The 25,844-nt window shown below is 53.1% G+C and carries 22 protein-coding genes; 7 read left to right on the plus strand and 15 right to left on the minus strand.

Annotated elements, in window-relative coordinates:
* Positions 1-42: 42 nt before the first annotated feature.
* Positions 43-906, plus strand: a complete 864-nt coding sequence (gene tesB, locus LBW88_RS21280) for an acyl-CoA thioesterase II (RefSeq protein WP_224934127.1) — start codon at positions 43-45, stop codon at positions 904-906.
* Between the two features lie 69 nt (positions 907-975).
* On the opposite strand, the gene amtB is transcribed toward tesB, so the two are convergent.
* The 5 genes from amtB to LBW88_RS21305 all read right to left on the minus strand — a co-directional run bounded on the left by amtB (position 976) and on the right by LBW88_RS21305 (position 6,920).
* On the minus strand, positions 976-2,265 hold the full coding sequence (gene amtB, locus LBW88_RS21285) for an ammonium transporter AmtB (RefSeq protein WP_224934128.1): 1,290 nt from the start codon (positions 2,263-2,265) through the stop codon (positions 976-978).
* 33 nt (positions 2,266-2,298) lie between these two features.
* Positions 2,299-2,637 carry a P-II family nitrogen regulator gene (gene glnK / locus LBW88_RS21290; RefSeq protein ID WP_007886947.1) on the minus strand — a complete coding sequence of 113 codons (339 nt, stop codon included), beginning with the start codon at positions 2,635-2,637 and terminating at the stop codon, positions 2,299-2,301.
* Between the two features lie 259 nt (positions 2,638-2,896).
* Entirely contained in the window at positions 2,897-4,672 is a 1,776-nt protein-coding gene (locus LBW88_RS21295) for a SmdB family multidrug efflux ABC transporter permease/ATP-binding protein (protein ID WP_224934129.1), read from the minus strand.
* Positions 4,665-6,434, minus strand: a complete 1,770-nt coding sequence (locus LBW88_RS21300; protein WP_224934130.1) for a SmdA family multidrug ABC transporter permease/ATP-binding protein — start codon at positions 6,432-6,434, stop codon at positions 4,665-4,667. Before LBW88_RS21300 ends, LBW88_RS21295 begins: the two co-directional genes overlap by 8 nt.
* 24 nt (positions 6,435-6,458) lie before the next feature.
* Positions 6,459-6,920 (minus strand): Lrp/AsnC family transcriptional regulator, encoded by a 462-nt coding sequence (locus tag LBW88_RS21305; protein ID WP_224934131.1) that lies wholly within the window; start codon positions 6,918-6,920, stop codon positions 6,459-6,461.
* A 115-nt stretch (positions 6,921-7,035) separates the two neighbouring features.
* Here LBW88_RS21305 and LBW88_RS21310 point away from each other — a divergent pair, with 115 nt between their 5' ends.
* Positions 7,036-8,070 (plus strand): PLP-dependent cysteine synthase family protein, encoded by a 1,035-nt coding sequence (locus LBW88_RS21310; protein ID WP_224934132.1) that lies wholly within the window; start codon positions 7,036-7,038, stop codon positions 8,068-8,070.
* Between the two features lie 34 nt (positions 8,071-8,104).
* On the opposite strand, the gene cof is transcribed toward LBW88_RS21310, so the two are convergent.
* Positions 8,105-8,926 carry an HMP-PP phosphatase gene (gene cof / locus LBW88_RS21315; protein WP_224934133.1) on the minus strand — a complete coding sequence of 274 codons (822 nt, stop codon included), beginning with the start codon at positions 8,924-8,926 and terminating at the stop codon, positions 8,105-8,107.
* 93 nt (positions 8,927-9,019) lie between these two features.
* Between cof and LBW88_RS21320 the strand changes: the two genes are divergently transcribed.
* Complete coding sequence (locus LBW88_RS21320) at positions 9,020-10,735, plus strand: SgrR family transcriptional regulator (RefSeq protein WP_224934134.1); 1,716 nt, start codon at positions 9,020-9,022, stop codon at positions 10,733-10,735.
* 26 nt (positions 10,736-10,761) lie between these two features.
* The gene (gene queC / locus LBW88_RS21325) at positions 10,762-11,457 is read left to right on the plus strand and encodes a 7-cyano-7-deazaguanine synthase QueC (RefSeq protein WP_224934135.1); all 696 of its coding nucleotides are present in this window, start codon (positions 10,762-10,764) and stop codon (positions 11,455-11,457) included.
* A 245-nt stretch (positions 11,458-11,702) separates the two neighbouring features.
* Here queC and LBW88_RS21330 read toward each other — a convergent pair whose 3' ends face one another.
* The 9 genes from LBW88_RS21330 to bolA all read right to left on the minus strand — a co-directional run bounded on the left by LBW88_RS21330 (position 11,703) and on the right by bolA (position 22,087).
* Positions 11,703-12,110, minus strand: coding sequence for an acyl-CoA thioesterase (locus LBW88_RS21330; RefSeq protein WP_414004106.1), 408 nt, complete (start codon positions 12,108-12,110; stop codon positions 11,703-11,705).
* 101 nt (positions 12,111-12,211) lie between these two features.
* The gene (locus tag LBW88_RS21335) at positions 12,212-12,535 is read right to left on the minus strand and encodes a ComEA family DNA-binding protein (protein ID WP_224934137.1); all 324 of its coding nucleotides are present in this window, start codon (positions 12,533-12,535) and stop codon (positions 12,212-12,214) included.
* Positions 12,536-12,675: 140 nt separating this feature from the next.
* On the minus strand, positions 12,676-14,544 hold the full coding sequence (ppiD, locus tag LBW88_RS21340; RefSeq protein WP_224934138.1) for a peptidylprolyl isomerase: 1,869 nt from the start codon (positions 14,542-14,544) through the stop codon (positions 12,676-12,678).
* A 237-nt stretch (positions 14,545-14,781) separates the two neighbouring features.
* Positions 14,782-15,054 carry a nucleoid-associated protein HU-beta gene (gene hupB, locus LBW88_RS21345; RefSeq protein ID WP_034828113.1) on the minus strand — a complete coding sequence of 91 codons (273 nt, stop codon included), beginning with the start codon at positions 15,052-15,054 and terminating at the stop codon, positions 14,782-14,784.
* A gap of 213 nt (positions 15,055-15,267) precedes the next feature.
* The gene (lon, locus tag LBW88_RS21350; RefSeq protein ID WP_224934139.1) at positions 15,268-17,622 is read right to left on the minus strand and encodes an endopeptidase La; all 2,355 of its coding nucleotides are present in this window, start codon (positions 17,620-17,622) and stop codon (positions 15,268-15,270) included.
* A 186-nt stretch (positions 17,623-17,808) separates the two neighbouring features.
* Positions 17,809-19,080, minus strand: coding sequence for an ATP-dependent protease ATP-binding subunit ClpX (gene clpX, locus LBW88_RS21355; RefSeq protein WP_100702281.1), 1,272 nt, complete (start codon positions 19,078-19,080; stop codon positions 17,809-17,811).
* 126 nt (positions 19,081-19,206) lie between these two features.
* Complete coding sequence (clpP, locus tag LBW88_RS21360; RefSeq protein ID WP_008103933.1) at positions 19,207-19,830, minus strand: ATP-dependent Clp endopeptidase proteolytic subunit ClpP; 624 nt, start codon at positions 19,828-19,830, stop codon at positions 19,207-19,209.
* Positions 19,831-20,166: 336 nt separating this feature from the next.
* Positions 20,167-21,471 (minus strand): trigger factor, encoded by a 1,305-nt coding sequence (gene tig, locus LBW88_RS21365; RefSeq protein ID WP_200573274.1) that lies wholly within the window; start codon positions 21,469-21,471, stop codon positions 20,167-20,169.
* 301 nt (positions 21,472-21,772) lie between these two features.
* Positions 21,773-22,087: a transcriptional regulator BolA gene (gene bolA / locus LBW88_RS21370; protein WP_034828103.1), complete on the minus strand. Its 315-nt coding sequence runs from the start codon at positions 22,085-22,087 to the stop codon at positions 21,773-21,775.
* A 267-nt stretch (positions 22,088-22,354) separates the two neighbouring features.
* On the opposite strand from bolA, the gene LBW88_RS21375 reads away from it, so the two are divergent.
* From LBW88_RS21375 to cyoA, 3 genes are all read left to right on the plus strand, one after another.
* Complete coding sequence (locus tag LBW88_RS21375; protein ID WP_034828101.1) at positions 22,355-22,933, plus strand: lipoprotein; 579 nt, start codon at positions 22,355-22,357, stop codon at positions 22,931-22,933.
* Between the two features lie 54 nt (positions 22,934-22,987).
* The gene (ampG, locus tag LBW88_RS21380; RefSeq protein ID WP_224934140.1) at positions 22,988-24,475 is read left to right on the plus strand and encodes a muropeptide MFS transporter AmpG; all 1,488 of its coding nucleotides are present in this window, start codon (positions 22,988-22,990) and stop codon (positions 24,473-24,475) included.
* Between the two features lie 439 nt (positions 24,476-24,914).
* Positions 24,915-25,841, plus strand: a complete 927-nt coding sequence (gene cyoA, locus LBW88_RS21385) for a cytochrome o ubiquinol oxidase subunit II (protein ID WP_200573279.1) — start codon at positions 24,915-24,917, stop codon at positions 25,839-25,841.
* Positions 25,842-25,844: the final 3 nt, after the last annotated feature.

Below are 25,844 nucleotides of genomic sequence, written 5' to 3' on the forward strand. Positions count from 1 at the left end.
GATCTTTCAAACTGACGCGATTGCCCCCCTGAGGAATCTGCTATGAGCCAGGCACTGCAAAACCTGCTTAATTTACTCAATCTCGAAAAACTCGAAGAAGGCCTGTTTCGCGGCCAAAGTGAAGATCTTGGCCTGCGCCAGGTATTTGGTGGTCAGGTAGTTGGCCAGGCCTTGTACGCGGCGAAACAGACCGTACCGGAAGAGCGCATCATTCACTCGTTCCACAGCTACTTCCTGCGTCCTGGTGATAGCGAAAAAGCTATTATTTACGATGTCGAAACCCTGCGTGATGGCAAAAGCTTCAGCGCGCGTCGCGTCAGTGCGGTGCAAAATGGTCACCCTATCTTCTATATGACCGCCTCTTTCCAGGCGCCGGAAAGTGGCTTCGAGCATCAAAACACCATGCCGCAAGTGCCGGGGCCGGACAACCTCCCCTCGGAGCAGGATCTGGCGCAAAAACTGGCGGCCCATTTGCCGCTCAAACTCAAAGAAAAGTTTCTTGCCGAGCGACCGCTGGATATTCGGCCGGTACAAATCCATAACCCGCTCAAAGGCCGTGTCGATGAGCCGATGCGCCAGGTGTGGATTCGTGCCAACGGCAAGCTGCCGGACGATCGCCGCATTCACCAGTACCTGCTGGGTTACGCTTCGGACCTCAACTTCCTGCCTGTGGCGCTGCAACCACATGGCAAAGGCTTCCTTGAGCCCGACATGCAGGTGGCCACCATTGACCACTCCATGTGGTTCCACCGCCCGTTCGACCTCTCTGAATGGCTGCTGTACAGCGTGGTGAGCACCTCGGCTTCGGGCGCGCGTGGTTTTGTGCGTGGGGAGTTCTACACTCAGGACGGCACGCTGGTCGCGACCACCGTTCAGGAAGGGGTAATGCGCCAGCGCGACGCATAAAAAAGGGGCGATATCATCGCCCCTCGTCTTTTTATTGTTTTAGCGCACTGCTCTTCTACAGCCCATTTCTTACTGGTTGTAAGCGTTCTCGCCGTGGCTGTTCACATCCAGACCTTCACGTTCCTGATCTTCTGGAACACGCAGGCCCACAATCATATCTGCCAGTTTGAAGCCGATGAAGGCCACAACACCGGACCAGATGATGGTCACACCACAGCTGAACAGCTGAATCCAAACCTGATGGCCCATGGTCACGCCTTCTGCGTAGCCCACGCCACCCAGTGAAGAGGAGGCGAACACACCGGTCAGCACACAACCCAGGATACCGCACACGCCGTGCACACCGAACACATCACATGGGTCATCCACGCGCAGCCATTTCTTCAGGGTGGTTACACCCCAGATACCCGCCAGGCCGCCGGCCAGACCGATAATCAGCGCACCGCCCACACCGACATAACCACAAGCTGGGGTGATAGCCACCAGACCTGCGATAAAGCCAGAACAGGCACCCAGCAGTGAAGGTTTGCCACGCATTGCCCACTCACCGAACACCCATGACAGCACTGCACCCGCAGTTGCGACAACGGTATTCAGGAAGGCCAGTGCGGCGATTTCATTCGCTGAAGAAGCAGAACCGGCGTTGAAACCGAACCAGCCTACATACAGAATCGCGGTACCCATGAACACCATCGGCAGGTTGTGCGGTTTGAACGCTTCTTTACCGAAGCCCGCACGTTTGCCCACCAGGTAAGCACCCACCAGGCCTGCAACAGCGGCGTTGATGTGAACGACAGTACCGCCAGCGAAGTCCAGCGCACCGTCTTGCGCCAGCAGACCACCTGCCCACACCATGTGTGCGATTGGCAGATAAGAGAGCGTCAGCCAGACCACCACGAAAATCAGTACCGCTGAGAAGCGAATACGTTCCGCCAGTGCACCGACAATCAGGCCCACGGTGATACAGGCGAAGGAAGCCTGGAACGCCACGTGGATGTACTGATAGAAGCTACCCATAAGCGCTTTCAGCTCAATGTTTTTCAGCATCGCCCACTGGAAGTTACCGAAGAAGGCGTTGCCCTCGCTGAAGGCCAGCGAATAACCGTAGATGACCCACAGCACGCAAACTAATGCGAAGGTGACTGCAACCTGGGTCAGCATCGACAGGACGTTTTTACCGCGGATCAAACCGCCGTAAAACAAGGCGATGCCCGGGATCGTCATAAACAGTACCAATGCGGTACAGATCATCATAAAGGCGTTATCGGCTTTGTCCGCAACGGCAGGAGCTGCCGCCATGGCCAGAGACGGTAACAGTGCCAGGCTGGTGAGGCCTAACTTAGTCATCAGTTTATTCATTTCTTTCCATCCCATCACAATTCAGAGCCCCAGTTACAGTGCTGCTTCGTCGGTCTCGCCGGTACGAATACGAATGACGCGCTGCAGTTCTGCGACGAAGATTTTGCCGTCGCCAATTTTGCCGGTGTAAGCGGCTTTGCTGATGACATCCACCACTTCATCGAGTTGATCGTCCGCAATGGCGATATCAATTTTAACTTTTGGCAGGAAGTTCACGCTGTACTCGGCACCGCGATAAAGCTCTGCGTGACCTTTCTGGCGACCAAACCCCTTCACTTCGGTAACAGTCAGTCCCTGAATGCCAATGGAGGATAAAGCTTCACGCACGTCCTCCAGCTTAAATGGTTTGATTACCACGGTAACCAGCTTCATACGTTCCCCTCCAGATAATAAATTGAGTGAGTCTCGCGGACACGAGGAGATATAAGCAAACGCTGTGCCATAAATTAAAAAAGGGAAGAAGTCAGCGGCATAGAGGCGCTATATCGCGCTTCGTTATGTGATGGGTGGCTCAGTTTGGGGATAGGGCAAAAGAAAGGTGTTGCAATATTGCACTCCTTTGGTGCTTTGAGCCTCAAAGGAGTGCATCAATACAGAACAATCCGATAAATCTGCGCAAAAAAGGTGCAATTCACCCTTCAGCCTGTGCGGGGATGCCCGCTGCAAGCTCATCACCGGCCTGCTGCAGTTGATACATCTGCCAGTAGCGCCCCTGTTGAGCCAATAATTCAGTGTGCGTGCCGCGCTCTGCTACCTGACCACGGTGCAGTACCAGAATCTGGTCCGCTTCGGTGATGGTTGAAAGACGGTGCGCAATCACCACCAGCGTGCTGTGCTGACGCAGTGCACGCAAAGCATGCTGAATCGCCTGCTCGGTACCGGAATCAATACTGGCAGTGGCTTCATCAAGAATCAAAATCTGTGGCAATGACACCAGAACTCGCGCCATCGCCAGCAGCTGCTTCTGGCCCACCGACAAATTATTGCCCTGCTCGCCCAATCGGGTGTGAATGCCCTCGGACATGGAACGCGCCAAAGGAGCCAGTTGTACCGTTTCCAGCGCCTGCCACACCTGCTGTTCTGAGATATCACGCCCAAGCTGCACGTTGGCTAACAGCGTATCGGCCAGCACCACCGGATCTTGCTGCACCATCGCGACACTTTGCCGTAGCGCTTCATGCGTAAGTTGCGGTAAGGGACGACCATCTAACTCAATGCTGCCGCGCGTCACTGGGTAATACCCCATCAGCAAATTCGCCAATGTGCTCTTACCACTGCCGGTGTGCCCGACCAGCGCAATAAAACCGCGTGTCGGCACTTCAAGAGTGATATGACTCAGGACATCGCGGTTGTCACGATAGGCAAAGCTGACGTCGCGCAACGTGATGCGGCCTGAAGCGAGCGGCTGGTTATCCACGCCGTAATCTTGCTGCGTGGCATCCATCAGCTCGAAGATACGCTCGCCAGAGACCACCGCCTGTTGCAGCATCGATTGTTGCGTGGTGAGTTCAATCAGCGGTTCGTTCAGACGTCCCAGATAGGTAATAAAGGCGTATAGCACGCCGACTTCAAACACGCCGGGCGTAGCAAAGCTAAACAGCATAAGCAGCCCGCACAGAATCATCGCCGAAAACAGACTCAACAGCGGACGCAGCAGGAAGCCATCCAGCCTCAGGGTTTCCATGCGCGCCAGATAATGTGAACGGCTCGCTTCGCCCATACGCTCGCCAAAGCGCGCCTGCTGGCGAAACTGCTGGATCACACTCATGCCGTTAATCACTTCATTGAAGCCGTTGTTGATGTCGGCCAGATAGCTGCGTACCCGACGCGCGATTGGCGTGCTGTAGCGCTGATAAATCAGCATCACCGTCAGCACCAGCGGGAAGATGACGATCGCCACCAGCGCCATGCGCCAGTCGAGCGAGAACATCGCCACCAGCATCGCGCCAATCAGTGCCGCACTGCGCAGCACGGTGGCCACCACCGTGACATACAGGTCTTTGATCACTTCGGTATCGTTGGTGACGCGCGAAATAATCTGCCCCACCGGTTGGGTATCGAAGGCACTCAGCGGCTGACGCAGCGCCGCGTTCATCACGTCCACGCGCAACTGCTGCACCACACCAATTGCTGCGCGGTTAAACAACAGTGCCTGGAAATAATGCAAACCGGCAGCCAGCAGTTGTAGCAAAATAAAGCACACCAGCAGACCGATGGCGATGCCCCAGGGCATCTGGTGTTTCGCCACCAGATTATCGATGAAGTAGCTCACCAGTACCGGACCGGTAACTTCGGCCGCCGCGGCGATCCACAACATACCGACCGCCAGCCACAGCGATTTGCGCCAGGGCTTACCGTAAGCCAGCAGACGCCTGAGCGTTGGCCATAAACGTTGCGATTTAGCCATGGTTGGAACCCTCTGCCACTTCGTCCTCATCCAGCGCCGCTTCGAGTTGCTGATAGCGATACATATCGCGATACCAACCCTCTTGCACCGCCAGGCTTTCATGATCGCCGCGCTGGGTCACCGCACCTTGTTGCAGCACCAGAATTTCACTGGCTTCTGTCAACGCCGATAAACGATGTGCGCTGATGATCAACGTGCGGCCTTTGCCCCACTGACGCAGGTTATGCAGAATTTCATACTCCGTGCGGCCGTCAACGGCTGACAGTGCATCGTCGAGGATCAGGATTTCCGCGTTCAGCAACAGTGCACGAGCAATGGCAATACGTTGCTTTTGACCGCCGGAAAGCATCACACCGCGCTCACCCACTTCGGTGTCATAGCCTTGCGGCAGGCGCAAAATGTCATCATGTACACAGGCCATGCGCGCCACGCGCTCAATCTCTTCCTGAGACGCATTCGGACGCCCCAGCGCCAGGTTATTGGCGATGGTATCGGAGAACAAAAATGGTGTCTGACTCACCACAGCCAGCCGACTGCGCCAGCTATCGAGTCGCAGCTGTGTCAGCGGCAGGTTATGGTAGCGGATGTCGCCCTGGTCGATGTCAAAGTGGCGCTGAATCAGGCTCAAGAGCGTGCTTTTACCACAGCCGGTTGGACCGCACAGCCCCAGCATCTGGCCCGGTTTCAATTGAAAATTAACATGGCTTAGCGCCGCGCCAGAATTAGCGGGATAACGGAACTCTCGAATGGCGACCTGTAAAACACCAGCGTCGTCAGGCAAGACTTTCTGCCCATCCTCCACCGCCGGGGCTTCCGCCAACAGCGCGCGAATGCGACTCCATGCCGCACTGCCCCGCTCAACGATATTGATCATCCATGCCAGCGCCAGCATCGGCCAAATCATCAGGCCGAGATACATGACAAAGCTGGTGAGCTGACCGAGCGTCAAGCTGCCGTGCCACACCATCCAGCCACCACCGGCAATCGCCAACAGGTTAGAGAAACCCACAGCGATATAAATGATGGGATCAAAGCGTGCATCAACCCGCGCCACATGCAGATTTTTTTTACCCGTATCGCGGGCAATGTCTGCAAACTGCTGTGATTGATGATCTTCCAGGCCGAACGCTTTGATCATGCGGATACTGGTGAGGCTCTCCTGTGTTTGATCGTTCAGGCTGGAGAAGGCGGCCTGCGCGACTTTGAAGCGCTGGTGCAGACGCGAACCATCTTTCTGAATGGCAATCGCCATCAGCGGCATCGGGATCAACGCCAGCAGCGTCAGCTGCCAACTGATCTGGGTGCTCATCACGGCCAATACCACCAGGCCCATTACCAGCGAATCCACCAGCGTCAGGACGCCCTCGCCGGCGGCAAACACCACGCGATCGACATCATTGGTCGCGCGCGCAATCAGATCGCCAGTGCGATGGCGCAGGTAGAACGCAGGATGCTGGCGACTCAGCTGGCGATAGAAATCCTCGCGCAGCTCCACCGCGAGTTGATAGGACGCGCCAAACAGCAGCACACGCCAGACATAGCGCAGCAGATAGACGATCACCGCCGTCACCAGCATCACGCCAATCCACATGAAAATTTTGCTGCTGCTTAAAGTGTGTTGCGTCACGCCATCGACGATGACGCCAACCACATGCGGCGGCAACAGCTGCAATAGCGCAATCACAATCAGCAAGCTGACGGCACCCAGATATCGCCGCCACTCGCGCAGGAAATACCAACTTAATTGGCTAAATAATCGCACAAGACACTCTCTTTCTGTGCCCGCTCAGGGCGCTACCGGCAAGGCGGTGGTGTATTTAATCTCTTCCATGGCGAAACTGGAGGTCACATCAATCAGGCCTGGCACGCCATTTACCAGACGCTTGTAAAAAGCATCGTAACTTTTCATATCGGCCACCTGGATGCGCAGCAGATAATCGTATTCACCGGCCATGCGATAGAATGCCATCACTTCTGGCATCTGCTGCACCACGGCAACAAATTGCTGAAACCAGCCGCTGCTGTGCTGCTGAGTTTTCACAAACATAAATGCTGTGAGCGAAAGACCGATCTTCTCCCCATCCAGCAACGCCACGCGCGCACGAATAATGCCATCATCTTCCAGCTTTTTCAGGCGTTTCCAGCAAGGCGTAGTGGTGAGATTGACCGCCTCCGCCAACGCTTGCAGCGATAATGTGCAATCATTTTGCAGCATTGCCAGCAAAGTGCGGTCAGTTTTATCTAGCATTGGGCGCTCCGGGAGAAAAATTTTCTCTTATTCGGGCATTATACCCGGATTAAAGCAACCTTATTTTCCTGCCAGTGCCTTACACTGTGCACAATAATTATTACGGATTCACCACATGCAAACGCCCTGGGTTCGCCACGCCATCAATGAAATTAACGCCGATTTTCAACGCTCTGCGGATACACACCTTATTCGTTTCGCACTGGATGATTTTCCTGGCATCCGCTTTTATCTCAAAGATGAAAGTACTCATCCGAGTGGCAGCCTGAAGCATCGCCTGGCACGATCGCTATTCCTGTATGGGTTGGCTAATGGCTGGATCCGCGAGAATACGCCAATTATTGAAGCCTCATCTGGCAGCACAGCGGTATCAGAGGCTTATTTTGCGCGTTTGCTGGGTCTGCCTTTTATCGCGGTAATGCCCGCTAGCACTGCGAAACGCAAAATTGAAATGATTCGTTTTTATGGCGGCGAGTGCCATTTCGTTGCCGATCCTTGTCAGCTGTATAGCGAATCGGAACGTCTGGCGCGTGAACTTAACGGTCATTTTATGGATCAGTTCACCTATGCCGAGCGCGCCACCGACTGGCGCGGCAACAACAACATCGCTGAAAGTATTTTCCGTCAGATGGCGCATGAACCTTTCCCGGTGCCGCATACCGTGGTGATGAGCGCCGGCACCGGCGGGACCTCGGCCACACTGGGCCGCTATATTCGTTATCAGGGACACAATACGCGTCTGTTGGTGGTGGATCCGCAGCATTCCGTGTTCTTTGATTTCTGGCATCGCCGCGACAGTGCGCTGCGCAGCGATCGTGGCAGCATGATCGAAGGCATCGGACGTCCGCGCGTGGAGCCTTCGTTTTTACCCGATGTCATCGACGAGATGATCAAAGTGCCTGATGGCGCAACGGTGGCGGCGATGCTGCAACTGGAGAAGATTCTGGGTCGTCGCCCGGGCGCTTCAACTGGCACCAATTTCTGGGGCATGCTGCAGGTAGCTAAACGCATGCGGGAAAATGGCGAGCAAGGTTCACTAGTGACACTGTTGTGCGACAGTGGTGATCGTTATCCGGACACCTACTACAACCCTGAATGGGTCGCGCAGAATATCGGGGATATTCAACCGTGGCTGCGTGAACTGCAATAAAAAACCGGACGTCCTGTCCGGTTCACTGTAAGCCTCAGCATTCGGGGGAATAATCGAGGTGTGGTGTGGTCATCCAGTGATTTAAGTAATGAGACACCGCCTGTGTCTCGCAATGTCCAATAATCGGTAAATGTGGCAGCGACGATTTCAATTGATGCATGGCGTTGCCCATGATGAAGCCACTGCCCACGCGCTCCAGCATTTCGCGGTCATTCATCGCATCACCAAACGCCATACAATCTGCCATTGATAGCGACAGATGCTGGCACAAGTGCGCCAGCGCCGCGCCTTTATGGCACTCCAGCGGCAGAACTTCCAGACAATCCCATGCTGAAAAGCAGATGTTGGCGCGCTCGGCCAGCGCATGCTGCAACTCCACTTTTAACGCTTGCAGCATCTCATGCGGCGCAATAAAGCAAATTTTGGTCACCTCATGTGCCGACATCTGACGCAAATCGCGCAGCTGATAGTGGAAGCCGCTCATCACGTGCGCTTCCAATGCTCCCAGCAACGGTTTATCGGTAAACCAGCCTTCATCGTTAAAGATGTGGATTGATGCTGGCGTTTGCCAATGAGTGTGAATCACCTCTTCGGCAACGGATGAGGACAAATCACAACCAAACAGCTGCTGCCCTTCCAGATCGTGAATACGTGTGCCATTGCCGGTGATCAGCCAGGCTGGCAGAGTCAATTGGTCGCGTACCACCTGCACGTCCATCAGATGGCGGCCCGTGGCGAAAGCAATGGTGATATCGCGCTGATGCAAGGCATGCAGGGTGTCGATGGTCTCATTCCCTAACCGGTGCGTCGGCAGTAACAACGTGCCATCCATATCAAATGCCGCGAGGCGAGCCATGCAATTTCTCCTGTCTGAGTGAGGAATCTACTATCACCTGGTAATTGCGGAACTAATAGTGAATACTTTTACAAAACTGTTCCGGGTTTAGCGATGCGCCAACTTCATCGGGTTAATCAATTTCAGCGCCTGTGGCAACTCAGCCAGGGCGAGCCTCTGCGTCTGAGCGTAGCCGCCATGGCGCAGCACTGTTTTTGCAGTGAGCGCCATGTGCGAACCTTATTACGTCAGTGGCAGGATGCAGGCTGGCTGAGCTGGCGCGGCGAGTCCGGCCGCGGAAAACAAGGCGAACTAACGTTTCTGATCTCACCTGAACAACTCCGCCAACAGCTGTTAACCCAACAACTGGAAGCGGGCGAAGCGGTTCAGGCGTTGCAGGTGCTGGATCTCCATCCTGAACGGCTGGTGAAAATGCTGCGACCGCTGATGGGCGGCCAATGGCAAAACCAGGCACCTGTGTTGCGTATCCCCTACTATCGCGCAATGGAGCCGCTGCGGCCGCTTCGTCTGACCGGAAGGGCTGAACAGCACCTGGTGCGGCAGATTTTCTCCGGCCTGACCCGCTTTAATGGCGACGATGTAGAAGGCGATCTTGCGCATCACTGGCAACATGATGGCAGCGGCTGTGACTGGTATTTTTGGTTGCGCCCGCAGCTCAGCTGGCACAACGATGAGCCAATTCTAGCGGCGCAGTTGGCCTCGCAACTGCAGCAGATCATGCAAACCGTGCGCGGCAGCCGCCTGCTGGCCTCTATCGAACGCATTGAAGCGCCACATCCGCTGGCATTGCGTATTCAACTGCGTCAGAGCGACTACTGGCTGCCGCAGCGGCTGGCCCATCAATACTGCCTGCTGCCACACCCTGATGCGGTTGACGTTGGTAGTGGGCCGTGGAAGCTGACCCATTTCACTGATGAGCTGGTTCGCCTGGAAAGCCATGCCCGCTGGCATCTGCAACGTCCTCTGATTCAGGTGGTGGAATACTGGATTACACCGCAGCTGTTTGCCCATGGCCTCGGCACCAGCTGTCGCCATCCGGTGCAAATCGCTATTGGCGATCCTGACGAACTGGACGCATTGCGCCCGGTCGATCACAGCATCAGCCTCGGCTTCTGTTATCTGGCACCGCGCATTTCCGCCGATTTCACTGCCGCACAAGTCACGGCACTGATTGCATTAATTCAACACAGCGGAGTGATTCAGCAGTTACCGTTGGATGAAGGCTTGATTACCGCGAGCAAGGAGTTGCTGCCCGGTTGGCCGGTGCCGTCTGCCGGGATGACAGCCGTCACGCTGCCCGAGAAACTCACTCTGCATTATCATCTCCCTATCGAACTGCATGTGATGGCGCAGGCGCTGGTGCCGTTGCTGGCAAAACAGGGCTGCAAATTAACCTGTGTTTTTCATGATGTGAAAAACTGGCGTGACGATATCGACCTGAGCGATGCCGATGTGGTGATGGGTGACCGTTTGATCGGCGATGCCCCGCTGTTTACCCTGGTGAACTGGCTGGAGAACGATCCCGTATGGACTCCCTTACGTGCTCCGGTATTACAAGCCCCACTTAGCGCTATCGCCCATCAGCCCAGCCCAGAGCAACGCGCAGCATTAACGCACCAGCTTTTTCAGCAGCTGATGCGTGATGGACATCTGTTGCCGCTGTTTAACTATCGCTATCAGGTGTTTGCCCCGCCTGGCGTCGAAGGCATCCAGCTCAATACGCTGGGCTGGTTTGATTTCACCCGCGCCTGGATTCCACCGCCAGCCACCGCAGGGACTGTTCAGCCCGCGCCCGAGCCAGTACCATAGGCGCACTGCTTTTTGGGGAAATAAAGATGAAACAAGCCGTTGTCGTATTCAGTGGCGGACAAGATTCCACCACCTGTCTGATTCAGGCACTGCAACAATATGATCAAGTGCACTGTGTCACCTTCGATTATGGCCAGCGCCATCGCGAAGAGATTGAAGTCGCGGCTCAACTCGCGCATAAACTGGGCGCCTGTGCCCACAAAGTGCTGGATGTGACGCTGCTCAATGAACTGGCAGTCAGCAGCCTGACGCGCGATAACATTCCGGTGCCCACTTACGATCCTGATGCCAGCGGTTTGCCGAGCACTTTTGTACCGGGCCGCAATATTCTGTTCCTGACCTTAGCCTCCATCTACGCTTACCAGGTGGAAGCCGAAGCGGTGATTACCGGTGTTTGTGAAACGGATTTCTCCGGCTACCCTGATTGCCGCGATGAGTTCGTCAAAGCACTCAACAATGCCGTCAGCCTGGGCATGGCGCGCAACATTCGCTTCGAAACGCCACTGATGTGGCTGAATAAAGCCGAAACCTGGGCGCTGGCCGATTACTGGCAGCAGCTGCCACTGGTGCGTGCGGAAACCCTGACCTGCTACAACGGTGTGAAAGGTGATGGCTGTGGTGAATGCGCGGCTTGCCATCTGCGTGCGCGAGGGTTGGCGGATTATCAAGCCAATACGTCTGCGGTGATGGCAGCGATGAAACAAAAAAGCGGCCTTAACTGATTGCGCTGAATCGGTGGCTCGCAATGATTAATTGGTGGCTCGTACTGATTGAGCGGCTTTGCTGGCTGTAACTGATTAAACAGCTTTGCTCGATGTAACTGATTAAGCTGCTTAGCTGGCTTGAACTCATTAAGCTGGAACTCATTGAGCAGCTTCGCTAGCAGGTAATGATTGAGCTGCTTTACTCGCTGAACTCATTAAGCTTCTTCGCTGGCTGGCGTTTCTGACGCCAGCTCGCTCCACTGTTAATGGCTTTCTACCATCAACGCCGACATACGGTCGCGCAACTCCCCTTCCATCGGTACCGCTTTTTGCGTACGCAAATCGATGCAGACGAAGGTCAAGGCCGCATCCGCCACCACGGTGTTATCACCTGCCAGCAGCACGCGCTGCGAAATGATGCCGCTTTTGCCATTCAACTGTGATACTTCGCTCTCAATATGCAATACGTCGCCCAGTACCGCCGGACGACGATAGTTAATGTTGATATTGACCACCACAAACGCCAGCTTCTTATCCATCAGCCAGTGAAAGGCATCGACATCCTCCAGCCACTGCCAGCGCGCTTCTTCCAGAAACTCCAGATAGCGCGCGTTGTTCACATGCTGATAAACGTCGAGATGATAGCCGCGTACTTTGATGGTGGTTTGCATTGTTGCTCCTGTTCTGGCTGTGAATGACAACTGGTATGACCTGTTGAGCATAGCACAGCCAGATTTAACGCTTTATCAATCCTTCAAAGTCGCGAGCCGCCTCACAGTTTCAGCCGGCCGCTATTACGCTCCACCAGCGCATTGCCGATGCCCGGTATTTCCTTGAGCTGCTCGATGGCGGTAAACGGACCATACTGCTCGCGATAACTGACTATCGCCTGCGCTTTCTTCAGGCCGATGCCGTTCATTGCGGCGGCGAGTTGTTCAGCACTGGCTTGATTAATGCTGACCTGTCCTTCTTGCGGCGGGGATACCTGCGTCGCCTGCGTTTCGCTGGGGCTTTCGGCAGCGGCCAGTCCGGTGGTATAGAGTGCGCCACCCAGCGCCAGCGTGACGCATAATGCGCGAAATGTAGATTTCACCATGCTGTATTTCTCCTTGTGTTTGACAGCCACAGCAGAGTGTCACAGCGGGTTTTCAGGCTCAAAAGGACAATGACAGAAATGGAAAAGGCCGCAGAAGCGGCCTTTGTGTTGTTGCAGCGGATTCACATTTTTTGTGAGGCTTACTGGTTTTGTGCCGCCGCGCCGTATTTGATTTTCGCGTCTTTGCGCAGGTTTTCCAGCAGTGCTTCAAACGCAATCTGCGCGTTATTCTGCGTTACGCCTTTCACCATCTCATCCATCTGCGCCTGCGGCATATTACCTGGGCTGACCTTATCCAGCGCGACCAGTACCACGTTGCCCTGCATATCTTCACTCACGCCCCAGGACGGTTTGTTGTCCGCTGGCTGTGGCAGGTTAAAGGCAGACTGTGCAACAGGATCCTGCGCATTGCGATCAAAGGATTTGCTGGCGCTCAGTGTTAAGCCTGCCGCTTTCAGCGCATCTTCTTTACCGGCTTTCAGATCAACCAGCAGTTTATCTGCCTGCGCTTTAGCCTGCTGAGTGGCTTTGTCATGCTTCAGCGTGTCGGCAATCTGCGCTTTCACCTGATCCAGCGGTTTAACGGCTTCAGGCTTGTGCTCGCTGATGCGCAGCACGAATGCACGATCGCCATCGACGCTAATGATGTCAGAGTTATTACCCGGCGCACCGTTTTGACCCACCAGTCCACCATTAAAGATCGCCTGCTTAACCTGATCGAAATCGAGTTCAGCTGGTACATCATCACGGGTGATCCAGCCGGTTTCAGCCACTTTCAGACCAGAAGCCTGTGCTGCACCTGCCAGCGACTCGTTGTCATTGCTGGCCGCTTCACTGACTTTTTGCTGCAGCTTGTAGAAAGCATCGACTGCTTTTTCCTGCTTCACCTTGTCGGCAACAGCGTCATGGATCTCAGCCAGCGGTTTCACCTGTTCTGCCTGGATATCATCCAGACGCACCACCAGGAAGCCAACTGAAGATTTGATCACACCAGACAGCTGACCTTTTTGCATCAGGTTGGCGTTTTTCAGCTCATCCGGCGTGGTGCCCGGCTCCAGCCAACCCATATCGCCGCCTTTGCGCGCCGAGATCGGGTCAATGGATTTGCTTTTGGCCAGCGTGGCGAAATCTTCACCCTTCTTCAGCGCATCCAGAACCGCATTGGCATCCGCTTCAGTTTTGGTCTGAATCACGCTGTAGCGATTACGCTGCGGCTGTGAATAGTCGGCTTTGTGTTGATCAAACCAGCTCTGAATATCCGCTTCACTCGCTGTTTCCTGCATGTTAGCTGCATCCATCTTGATGTAGCTGACGCGGAACTGCTCTGGTGCCATGAAGTTGTTCTGATGCTGCTGGTAATACTGATTGATCTCATCATCATTGACAGTTTGTTTCGCTGCCAGCGCGTTGACATCGATTACTGCCTGACGCACTTCACGCTGCTGCGAGACCAGATCCACCAGCTTGCTGGTTTCGCCTTTCAGCATGAAATCGGTATTGGCAACCGCATTGATCAACTGCTGCGTGGCTAACTGCTTGCGCAGTGCTGCCGCGTACTGATCCGGCGTAAAGCCCATCTGTGTGATTAAACCGTTGTACTTCGCGTTGTCGAACTTACCGTTGGTCTGGAAGGCTTTTTGATTAAAGATAGCCTGCTTGATCTGATCATCGCTGATGCCAATCTTTAAATCTTTAATGTATTGATCGAGCAAAGCCTGATCAATCAGCTGTGACAGCGCCTGCTGACGCATCTGCTGCATGTAGCCTTCGTTACTGGCCAACTGTGAGAATTGATCGCCCAGCATCTGCTGCTGACGATTACGCTCGTTGTTATAGCCTTGCTCAAGCTCTGCACGGCTAATTTCATGACCATTAACTTTGGCAGCGTAGTCGCTGCCACCGCCGATCAGGTAGTTGCCCACCCCGGTCAGTACGAAAGACAGGATGATCAATCCCAGAATAATCTTGAGCACGACATGATTCGACGCCGCGCGTAAATTGTCCATCATGGTATGACAACACTCCGCTGTAGTGTGAATGTAAAGCTCTGACACGATGTCATCATCGTGCAACTGCTGTTCAGGCTGGCAGTTGGCAACCATGCGGAGACAATAGCCTAAGGCCATCGCCGCGCATCAAGAATAAAAAAGGCACATCAAAAATGATGTGCCCGTATGTTACATGAGAACGGCTTTTTCGTCCTCAATCCATAGAAGAAAATGCTTCAATGGATGTATCAGCGGTCATTAATTGACTGAGTCTTTCAGTGCTTTACCTGCACGGAAGCCCGGTACTTTACCAGCCGGGATGGTGATCTCTTTACCAGTTTGCGGGTTACGGCCTGTACGAGCAGCACGCTCACGTACAGAGAAAGTACCGAAACCAACCAGTGCCACTTCATCACCGCCTTTCAGCGCGTCAGAAACGGAGCCCATGAATGCATCTAACACACGTCCCGCTGCTGCTTTAGAAATGTCAGCGTCTGCAGCAATTTTGTCGATCAACTGTGACTTATTCACTCTATTCATCCCCTCTTTTATTATTCACATCGCACCCGCGCTTCCCGCCCGGTGCGAACGCGCAGCCAGTTATATCAAGCCTGTGGAGCTGAAACAACGGTATTCATCTTAATCGTTGATTCAACAGCCCCCTAAAGTAGCGGCACAAAAAAAAGCTGGCAAGCACCATTTGGCCTGCCAGCTTCGCTTTTTAACGGTTTTTGCCGCTAATCACTATTTTGCCGTCGCAACCTGCATACCGTAAGGCGCATTTTCCAGTGCCAGGTTCAGCACTTCTTCAATACGCTTCACAGGATGGATGGTTAGATCGGCAATCACGTTCTGTGGAATCTCTTCCAGATCGCGCTTGTTTTCATCCGGGATCAGCACGGTTTTGATGCCGCCGCGATGCGCTGCCAGCAGCTTCTCTTTCAGGCCACCAATTGGCAGCACCTGACCGCGCAGGGTGATCTCACCCGTCATCGCCACATCAGAGCGCACCGGGTTACCCGTCAGACATGAAACCAGTGCAGTACACATCGCGATACCGGCACTTGGACCATCTTTCGGCGTTGCCCCTTCCGGCACGTGCACGTGGATATCACGTTTCTCGTGGAAATCACCGTTAATGCCGAGTTTCTCCGCACGCGCACGAACCACTGTCAGCGCCGCCTGGATAGACTCCTGCATCACTTCACCCAGCGAGCCGGTGTAAGTCAGTTTACCTTTGCCAGGTACGCAGGCGGTTTCGATGGTCAGCAGATCGCCGCCCACTTCCGTCCACGCCAGACCGGTCACCTGACCCACGCGGTTTTCAGTATCCGCGCGACCATAGTCAAAGCGCTGCACGCCCAGGAAGTCGTTAAGGTTTTCACCGTTAATCTTGATGCTCTTCCTGGTCTTATCCATCAGCAACGTTTTCACCGCTTTACGGCACAGCTTGGACAGTTCACGTTCCAGACTACGCACGCCCGCTTCACGGGTGTAGTAGCGGATAATGCCGATGATGGCGCTATCGTCAACGCTGATCTCTTTCTCTTTCAGCGCATTACGTTCAATCTGTTTCGGCAGCAAATGTTGTTTGGCGATGTTGAGTTTTTCATCTTCGGTATAACCCGACAGACGAATGACTTCCATACGGTCCAGCAGCGGTGCCGGGATGTTCATGGAGTTAGAGGTCGCCACAAACATCACATCGGAGAGATCGTAATCCACTTCCAGGTAGTGATCGTTGAACGCGATGTTCTGTTCTGGATCCAGCACTTCCAGCAATGCCGAAGCCGGATCGCCGCGCATATCGGACGACATCTTATCGATCTCATCCAACAGGAACAGTGGGTTCTTCACACCCACTTTCGCCATTTTCTGGATCAGTTTGCCCGGCATAGAGCCGATGTAAGTACGCCGATGTCCGCGGATTTCCGCTTCATCGCGCACGCCACCCAGTGCCATACGCACATATTTACGGCCGGTGGCTTTAGCAATTGACTGACCCAGCGAGGTTTTACCCACCCCTGGCGGTCCGACGAGGCACAGAATTGGCCCTTTGATTTTGCTGACGCGACTTTGCACCGCAAGATACTCAAGGATGCGATCTTTGACGCGTTCTAAACCGTAGTGGTCGATATCCAGCGTTTCCTGCGCTTTCAGCAGATCTTTCTTCACTTTGCTGCGCGCGACCCACGGTACCTGAACCATCCAGTCGATATAACCGCGCACCACGGTGGCTTCTGCAGACATCGGCGACATCATCTTCAGCTTCTGCAGTTCTGCTTCGGCTTTCTCGCGCGCTTCAGTCGGCATTTTTGCCGCTTCAATTTTACGTTTCAGCGCTTCGTATTCGTCCGGCGCGTCATCCATTTCGCCCAGCTCTTTCTGAATGGCTTTCATTTGCTCATTCAGATAGTACTCACGCTGGCTTTTCTCCATCTGCTTTTTCACGCGATTGCGAATGCGCTTCTCAACCTGCAGCAGATCGATTTCGGATTCCATCATCGCCATCAGATATTCGAGACGCTCGTTGATGTCGGACATTTCCAGCACTGACTGCTTATCAGCCAGCTTCAGCGGCATATGCGCTGCCACGGTGTCGGCGAGACGCGCCGCATCGTCGATGCTGTTCAGTGAGGTCAAAACCTCAGGTGGAATTTTTTTATTCAGTTTGATGTAGCCTTCAAACTGATTAATCGCCGTACGCACCAGCACTTCCTGCTCGCGCTCTTCAATTTCTGGCGAGATCAGGTATTCGGCCTGGGCAACAAAATGGTCGCCATTGTCAGCCAGCGTGGTGATGTGTGCACGCTGCAAGCCTTCAACCAGCACTTTTACCGTGCCATCGGGCAGCTTGAGCATTTGCAATACGGAAGCGACGGTCCCTACCGAGAAGAGATCGTTAATACCAGGTTCATCCGTTGAAGCCTCTTTCTGGGCAACCAGCATGATCTTCTTGTCATGATCCATCGCCGCTTCGAGGCAACGAATCGATTTTTCCCGACCAACAAACAACGGAATTACCATGTGCGGATAAACCACCACGTCGCGCAAAGGCAACACGGGGATTTCAATGCGTTCAGAACGCTCAGGATTCATAGAGCTCTCTCTTAGTTTAATGTCCGCCAGGTGATGGGTACCGCGTAAAAGAAGTTTGCAGTTCAACCCACAGGATATTGAGTATATGGGGATGCTTGGTCGACATTCAATGTCACGGGAGAGAGAAAAACAAAAGGGGAAACATTTTCCCCTTTTTTAAGATAACAACATGGTTCGATTGTTTATTTATTCGCCAGAAGCCTGAGCTTCATGCTTACCATAAATCAACATCGGCTCGGATTGACCGTCAATCACTGACTCATCAATCACCACTTTTTCCACATCATCCATCGATGGCAGATCGTACATGGTTTCCAGCAGCGCACCTTCAACGATAGAACGCAGACCACGTGCACCGGTTTTACGGGACATCGCTTTCTTCGCAATCGCTGTCAGCGCTTCGTCGCGGAACTCCAGCTCAACGCCTTCCAGGTTAAACAGCGCCTGGTACTGCTTGGTCAACGCATTCTTCGGCTCACGCAGAATCTGAATCAGCGCTTCTTCGCTCAGCTCATTCAGCGTCGCCACAACAGGCAAACGACCAATGAACTCAGGAATCAGACCAAATTTAATCAGATCTTCAGGCTCAACCTGCGACAGCAACTCGCCTTCGCTGGCTTTCTGAGATTTGCCCTTAACCGTTGCACCAAAGCCGATACCGGTTCCGGTCTCAACACGCTGAGAAATCACTTTATCGAGGCCGGCAAATGCGCCACCACAGATGAACAGAATTTTTGAGGTATCAACCTGCAAGAATTCCTGCTGCGGATGCTTACGTCCACCCTGCGGAGGAACGGCTGCCACTGTGCCTTCGATCAATTTCAGCAACGCCTGCTGTACACCTTCACCGGAAACGTCACGCGTGATTGACGGGTTGTCTGACTTACGAGAAATCTTGTCGATTTCATCGATGTAAACAATGCCGCGCTGTGCTTTCTGCACATCGTAATCACACTTCTGCAGTAGTTTCTGGATGATGTTTTCCACATCCTCACCCACATAACCGGCTTCGGTCAGGGTGGTCGCATCCGCCATAGTGAACGGAACATCCAGCAAACGCGCCAGGGTTTCAGCCAGCAACGTTTTACCGCTACCGGTTGGACCGATCAGCAGAATGTTACTTTTGCCCAGCTCAATACCATTGCTGGTATCGCCGTTGCGCAGACGTTTGTAGTGGTTGTATACCGCAACCGCCAGCACTTTTTTCGCCTTTTCCTGACCGATGACGTAATCATCTAAATGATGACGAATTTCATGCGGCGTCGGCAGTGCACTGCGCTCACGATGCGGAGCGACTTCTTTGATCTCTTCGCGAATGATGTCATTGCATAAATCAACACACTCGTCGCAAATATACACTGACGGCCCGGCAATCAGCTTACGGACTTCATGCTGGCTTTTGCCGCAGAAAGAGCAGTACAGCAACTTACCTGAACCGTCTTTGCGCTTATCTGTCATCAGCTAACCTCTTTTCTTTCTCAGACTCAATTTGGTGTACGGCACTGGCCGTACATCAACGGCCGTATTCATTCAACCCAACTACCTGCCCCGTTAACTATAGCGTAAGGGGCAGCCAGATGTGTCTTATTGGCGATGCGTCAGGATGGAATCGACCAAGCCATACTCTACCGCTTCGCTGGCAGAGAGGAAACGATCGCGTTCGGTATCGCGTTCGATCTCTTCCAGTGATTTGCCGGTGTGTTCAGCCATCAATTCATTCATACGCTGCTTCACTTTCAGGATTTCACGCGCATGGATTTCAATATCCGTCGCCTGGCCCTGATAGCCGCCCAGCGGTTGGTGAATCATGACGCGGGAGTTAGGCAGGCAGAAACGCTTGCCTTTCGTGCCTGCGGTCAGCAGGAACGCACCCATTGAACAAGCCTGACCCATACAAATGGTGCTGACGTCCGGCTTGATGAATTTCATGGTGTCATAAATCGACATCCCGGCAGTAATCACGCCGCCTGGCGAGTTAATGTAGAGATAAATGTCTTTTTCAGGATTCTCAGCTTCCAGAAACAGCATCTGTGCCACGATCAGGTTGGCCATATGATCTTCAACCTGGCCGGTCAGGAAGATCACACGCTCTTTGAGCAGGCGGGAGTAGATGTCGTATGAACGCTCGCCGCGCGAGGTTTGTTCGACCACCATTGGCACCAGCGCCATGTGCGGTGCAGTAAATTCACGATCGCCACTGTATGACATTACCGTCTCCTGATAAATTTCATTGGCAACATTCTGTACCGATATTACGTGAGGCGCGTCGGGAAAACTATGCGCTGCCCTCTCACTCCGACATAACAGGACGGTTAATCAGCCAGTCTCACTGTTTTCATGCATGCTCCCTGTATCTGGGGATGCTGGCCAGTTGTTTCAAGCATAACAACCTTTTGCCCATTCGCTAACACGGAAAAAGAGCTTAGCGAACAATTTGCCGATTAATTAGGCAAATAGAGGACAAATCTGTGCGGTTAACGCCTCAAAACGAAAAAGCCCGCGACTTTTCAGTCGCGGGCTTCGCACTTTCGGTTAACTAAAGAATCAGGCCGCTGAGGTCTGGTTCATCAGTTCCTGGAAGTTGGTTGCTTTATCGGTCACTTTAGCTTTCGCCAGAACCGCTTCAACAGCCTGCTCTTCCAGCGCAACGTTGCGCATGTTGTTCATCAGCTCGTTATTCTTGCTGTAGAACTCGATCACTTCCTGCGGATCTTCGTACGCAGAAGCCATCTCTTCGATCAGCGCTTTAACGCGGTCTTCGTCAGCTTTCAGCTCGTTGATGCGAATCACTTCGCCCAGCAGCAGACCGACAACAACGCGACGTTTAGCCTGCTCTTCGAACAGCTCACGTGGCAGTTCGAAAGCTTGCTTCTCGTTGCCACCAAAACGCTGAGCAGCCTGGCGACGCAGAACGTCGATTTCGCTGTCGATCAACGCGACTGGCACGTCGATGTCGTTGGCTTCAACCAGACCATCAATCGCCTGAGACTTAACGCGGTTACGGATAGCGCCTTTCAGCTCACGATCCATGTTCTTACGCACTTCTGCACGCAGACCGGCCACTGAACCATCTTCAACGCCGAAGCGTTTGATGAACTCTTCAGTCAGCTCTGGCAGTTCGCGAGTTTCCACTTTCTTCAGCACGATCTCGAACTTCGCGTCTTTCCCTTTCAGGGTTTCAGCGTGGTAATCGTCTGGGAATTTCACGTCGATAGTGAAGGTTTCGCCCGCTTTGTGGCCAACAACACCTTCTTCGAAGCCTGGGATCATACGACCCTGGCCCATCGCCAGTACGAAGTCAGACGCTTTGCCGCCTTCGAACTCTTCGCCGTCTACAGAACCGGAGAAGTCGATGGTTGCGCGATCTTCAGCAGTAGCTGCTGCATCGCTCTCTTTCCAGGTCGCCTGCTGCTTCTGCAGGGTTTCCAGCATGGTATCAACGTCAGCATCGGTGACTTCAACCACTGGCTTCTCAACTTCGATAGCGTCCAGGCCTTTCAGCTCAACTTCTGGATACACTTCGAACTCAACCGCGTAAGTGAAATCTTCACCTTCTTTATACTCACCTGGCACGTAGTTCGGTGCGCCAGCTGGGTTAATTTTCTCTTTGATGATGGCGTCAACGAAGTTGCGCGTCATCAGCTCGCCCAGCACGTCCTGGCGAACAGAAGCACCGTAGCGCTGAGAAATGATGTGTGCCGGCACTTTGCCTTTACGGAAACCGTCGATACGGACTTTCTTAGCTACTTCCACCAGTTCTTTCTTCACTGCGCTTTCGATGCTGTCCGCTGGAACAGTAATCGAAATGCGACGGCCCAGACCCTGAGTGGTTTCTACTGAAACTGTCATCTTGTTACCTCAAAAAATCACGTGCTCGGTCAACTTCAGACACCACACATTAAATGCGCCGTATCCAACAACCGGGACGGCCTCTGCAGGCAGAACCTAATCCCTGTCACCAGAAGCGTCCCGAAGACATTCCGGAAAAATAGACGCAGCATTATAGCGACATCGCTGGAATGAGTCGAGGCTGCAAACTCACCACTTTTTAGCGGTTTTGCTGCTTTTTTGCGCCATGGATCGCGTTTAAGGGTAATTAATGAAAAGAAAACGGCCCGCAGGCCGTTTTGAGAGAGGATGAAGTGTGAACTCAGGCGAGGGTGCCGGCACCCCTACAGTTAGGTGACGCCAGGACGGTATCTTGTAATCCATCCCACTCTTTTTGCGTGTAAGTGTGCAGCGCCAGCGCGTGCACGCTCCCTGCTAACTCTTCGGTCAATTCGCCATAAATGGCGCGATGACGCTGCAGGAATCGTTGGCCGGTAAACACATCGCTGACAATCACCACTTTAAAGTGACTTTCAGAACCAGCGGGCACGTTATGACGGTAGCTCTCATCATGCACTTCGAGATGTGCAGGTTCGAACGCCTTACGCAGCTTTTCTTCTATTTGTTCGCGAATCATTGTTAACTCTCCTCAACGGCGAGCGCTGTGCCCATCTGTTTAAATATTAGTAGGTTTTTTGCCCAACCCGCAGGCGCGCCGGAAATAAATCCTGATCTGCTGCGCATCTTAACGGGCTCATTCGTCAGGTCAACGCTGTTAAGTGACCGTCTGTCCGAAAAAAGCCTTTACAATCAATTTCCACTGGCACGGGGCTTTTTTCGCCGTCGCGCAATGCTATGATGGCCGCAGTTTTGCAAACCAACCCATATGCTAACGAGAATGAGTATGTTGAAAAAACTGTTATTCCCTCTGCTGGCTGCTTTTATTTTGGCCGGCTGCGCCAGCAATAACACCACCCTGAACATTCAGCCTAAGATCCAGCTGCCACAGCAAGATCCTGGTCTGATGGGTGCGACCATCAGCGTTAACGGTGCCGATCAGCGTTCCGATCAGGCACTGGCAAAAGTGAATCGTGACGGCCAGTTAGTCACTTTGACGCCATCCCGCGATCTGCGTTTCCTGTTACAGGAAGTGCTGGAGAAGCAGATGACAGCACGCGGTTACATGATCGGACCAAACGGTGCGGTTGACCTGCAGATTGTCGTCAATGGTCTTTACGCTGATGTGACACAAGGTAACGTGCGTTACAGCATTACCACCAAGGCTGACATTTCCATCATTGCGACCGCGAAAAACGGTAACAAGCAGGTTAAAAATTATCGTCAGACTTACAGCGTAGAAGGCGCATTTACCGCCACTAACGCGAAGATCACCAACGCGGTCAACTCTACCCTGAGTGACGTGATTGCTGATATGGCGCAGGACACCAGCGTTCACGAGTTTATCAAACAGAACGCCCGCTAATTCCTCAGCTATTCTGCCCGGCAATCTTTGGCCGGGCATCATTTCAGGTTGGTTATGACTTCTCACTATCTGCGCATTTTCACCCAACGTAATGCCGCCGTATTGCTGTTGCTCGGCTTTGCTTCCGGACTGCCTTTAGCACTCACAGCCGGGACTTTGCAGGCGTGGATGACCGTTGAGAATGTCGACCTGAAAACCATCGGTTTCTTCTCCCTTGTCGGCCAGGCTTATGTATTTAAGTTCCTGTGGTCGCCGATGATGGATCGCTATACCCCGCCATTTCTCGGACGTCGTCGTGGCTGGCTGCTGGTCACACAATTCGCGCTGATCGCGGGAATTATCGCCATGGGCTTTATGCAGCCCTCGCGCGACCTGACGCTGCTGGCTGCCCTGGCCGTGCTGGTGGCCTTCTGTTCAGCTTCGCAGGACATCGTGTTTGATGCCTGGAAGACCGATGTGCTGCCGCCAGAAGAGCGTGGTAGCGGCGCGGCAATTACCGTGCTGGGTTATCGCCTGGCGATGCTGATTTCAGGCGGCCTGGCGCTGTGGCTGGCCGATCGTTATCTCGGCTGGCAGGCAACATACTGGTTAATGGCGCTATTAATGCTTCCAGGGTTGATTGCGACATTGCTGGCTAAAGAGCCCGCGACACCTGCGCGTGAGCCGCACACCCTGCGTCAGGCCGTATCGTTCCCGCTGAAAGATTTTTTCCTGCGCAACAATGCCTGGCTGCTGATCACCCTCATCATCCTTTATAAGCTGGGTGATGCTTTTGCTGCATCACTCACCACCACTTTCCTGATTCGCGGCGTGGGTTTCAGCGCCGGTGATGTAGGGCTGGTGAATAAAACGTTGGGATTGCTGGCAACCATTATTGGTGCGCTGTACGGCGGCGTGCTGATGCAGCGCCTGAGCCTGTTCCGCGCGCTAATGATTTTCGGCATTCTTCAGGCGGTTTCCAACTTCGCCTATTGGCTACTGGCCGTGACGCCACCTCATTTATGGAGCATGGCCAGTGCCGTGTTCATTGAGAACCTTTGCGGAGGGATGGGCACCGCCGCCTTTGTTGCGCTGCTGATGACGCTGTGCAACAAATCGTTTTCCGCGACGCAGTTTGCCCTGCTCTCTGCCCTTTCTGCCGTTGGGCGTGTCTATGTGGGACCTGCAGCGGGATGGCTGGTTGAGCTGTGGGGCTGGCCGACTTTCTACGCATTCACCGTCTTTGCTGGCGTGCCTGGCTTATTGCTGTTGTGGATTAGTCGCGGCACTCTGCACGCCATTCAGCAGGATGGGCGTTTTGTCATGCGGAGCCTGTGGCCGCAAGGTTATCGCTGGACAGTACGCCTGTTTAGCACCGGTTGTGGCCTGCTGGCGCTCTGGTTAGTGCTGCTGGCACTGAATGCAACGGACATCTGGCATGTCAATGCCTTGCTGACACCGCTTTTTGAGTTGGGCATGGCGCTGGCACTGATGGCTGTGGCGCTGGGTGTGATTCTGGATTGCCTGGCGTTAAGAAAAATTCCGGGAAAAAATCTGAGTTAAGTAATGATAATTTGCCAGCCGCTAATATTTGGCTAAAAAAATAACAACGAACTCATTTTAACGAATAGCATTTTTTTCATCGCGAAAAAGAAACATTAAATTAACATCCTTAGATTATATTTAAATCCGGTGCGCAATTACTTTGTAGAAAAGTCATCACCCAAATGCTACATAATTGTTAAATAAATGAGCATTAAGAGTACGGTTTATGCTTTCCCTGATTTTTCTGCGGTTTCTATCATTGATTTTTGTTATATTGACGGCAACTGCTTGTCGCAATTAATAATTTGTCACCCTGCGCAACATCTGTGACACCCTTAGCAAAAGGTGTCAACAGCCTTCTGACACATCCTTAAGCTGGTTTACACTGCATAAACCTTCCCGTAAAATGCGCGCACACTTAAACGACAATAGAGCCCTTTGTCATTGAGGTCGTTAAATGAGACTCAGTAAATACAATAAAAGTTTGGGGATTTTGTCATTAATAGCAGGCGCTGTATTACTCAGTGGCTGTGATAGTGCGTTGTTAAATCCCAAAGGACAGATTGCACTGGAGCAACGTTCGTTGATTCTGACAGCTTTCGGCTTGATGATGATCGTGGTTATCCCGGCAGTCTTCATGGCGGTATTCTTTGCCTGGAAATATCGGGCAACAAATACTAATGCAACATATAGCCCTAACTGGTCACACTCTAACAAAGTGGAAGCCGTGGTCTGGACCATTCCGATCCTGATCATTATCTTCCTCGGCGTGCTGACCTGGAAATCGACCCACGCACTGGAACCGAGCAAACCGCTTGTTTCTGATGTGAAGCCGATTGAGATTGATGTTGTCGCGCTGGACTGGAAATGGCTGTTCATTTACCCAGAACAGGGTATCGCAACCGTGAACCAGATTGCCTTCCCGGCAAACACTCCGGTGAACTTCAAGATCACGTCCAACTCCGTTATGAACTCCTTCTTTATTCCTACGCTTGGCAGCCAGATTTATGCCATGGCCGGTATGCAGACTAAACTGCATCTCATCGCCAACGAGCCAGGAACATTCGACGGTATCTCTGCGAACTTCAGTGGTCGCGGTTTCTCTGGTATGAAGTTCAAAGCCATTGCAACCAAAGACGATGCGGAATTCCAGCAGTGGGTTGCCAAAGTTAAAGCGGCACCTAACGCGCTGACCACTATGGATGATTTCGAGAAACTGGCTGCGCCAAGCGAAAATCACCCGGTGGAATATTTCTCAACTGCGAATCCAGAACTGTTCAAGCAAGTTATTGATAAGTTCATGATGAGCCACGGGAAAATGGACATGTCAGAGCACAAAGGCATGGACATGAATCACGCCGCTACTGCGGGAGCCGAGGAATAATAC

The sequence above is a fragment of the Pantoea sp. alder81 genome (genome assembly GCF_020179835.1).
Classification (GTDB): Bacteria; Pseudomonadota; Gammaproteobacteria; order Enterobacterales; family Enterobacteriaceae; genus Pantoea.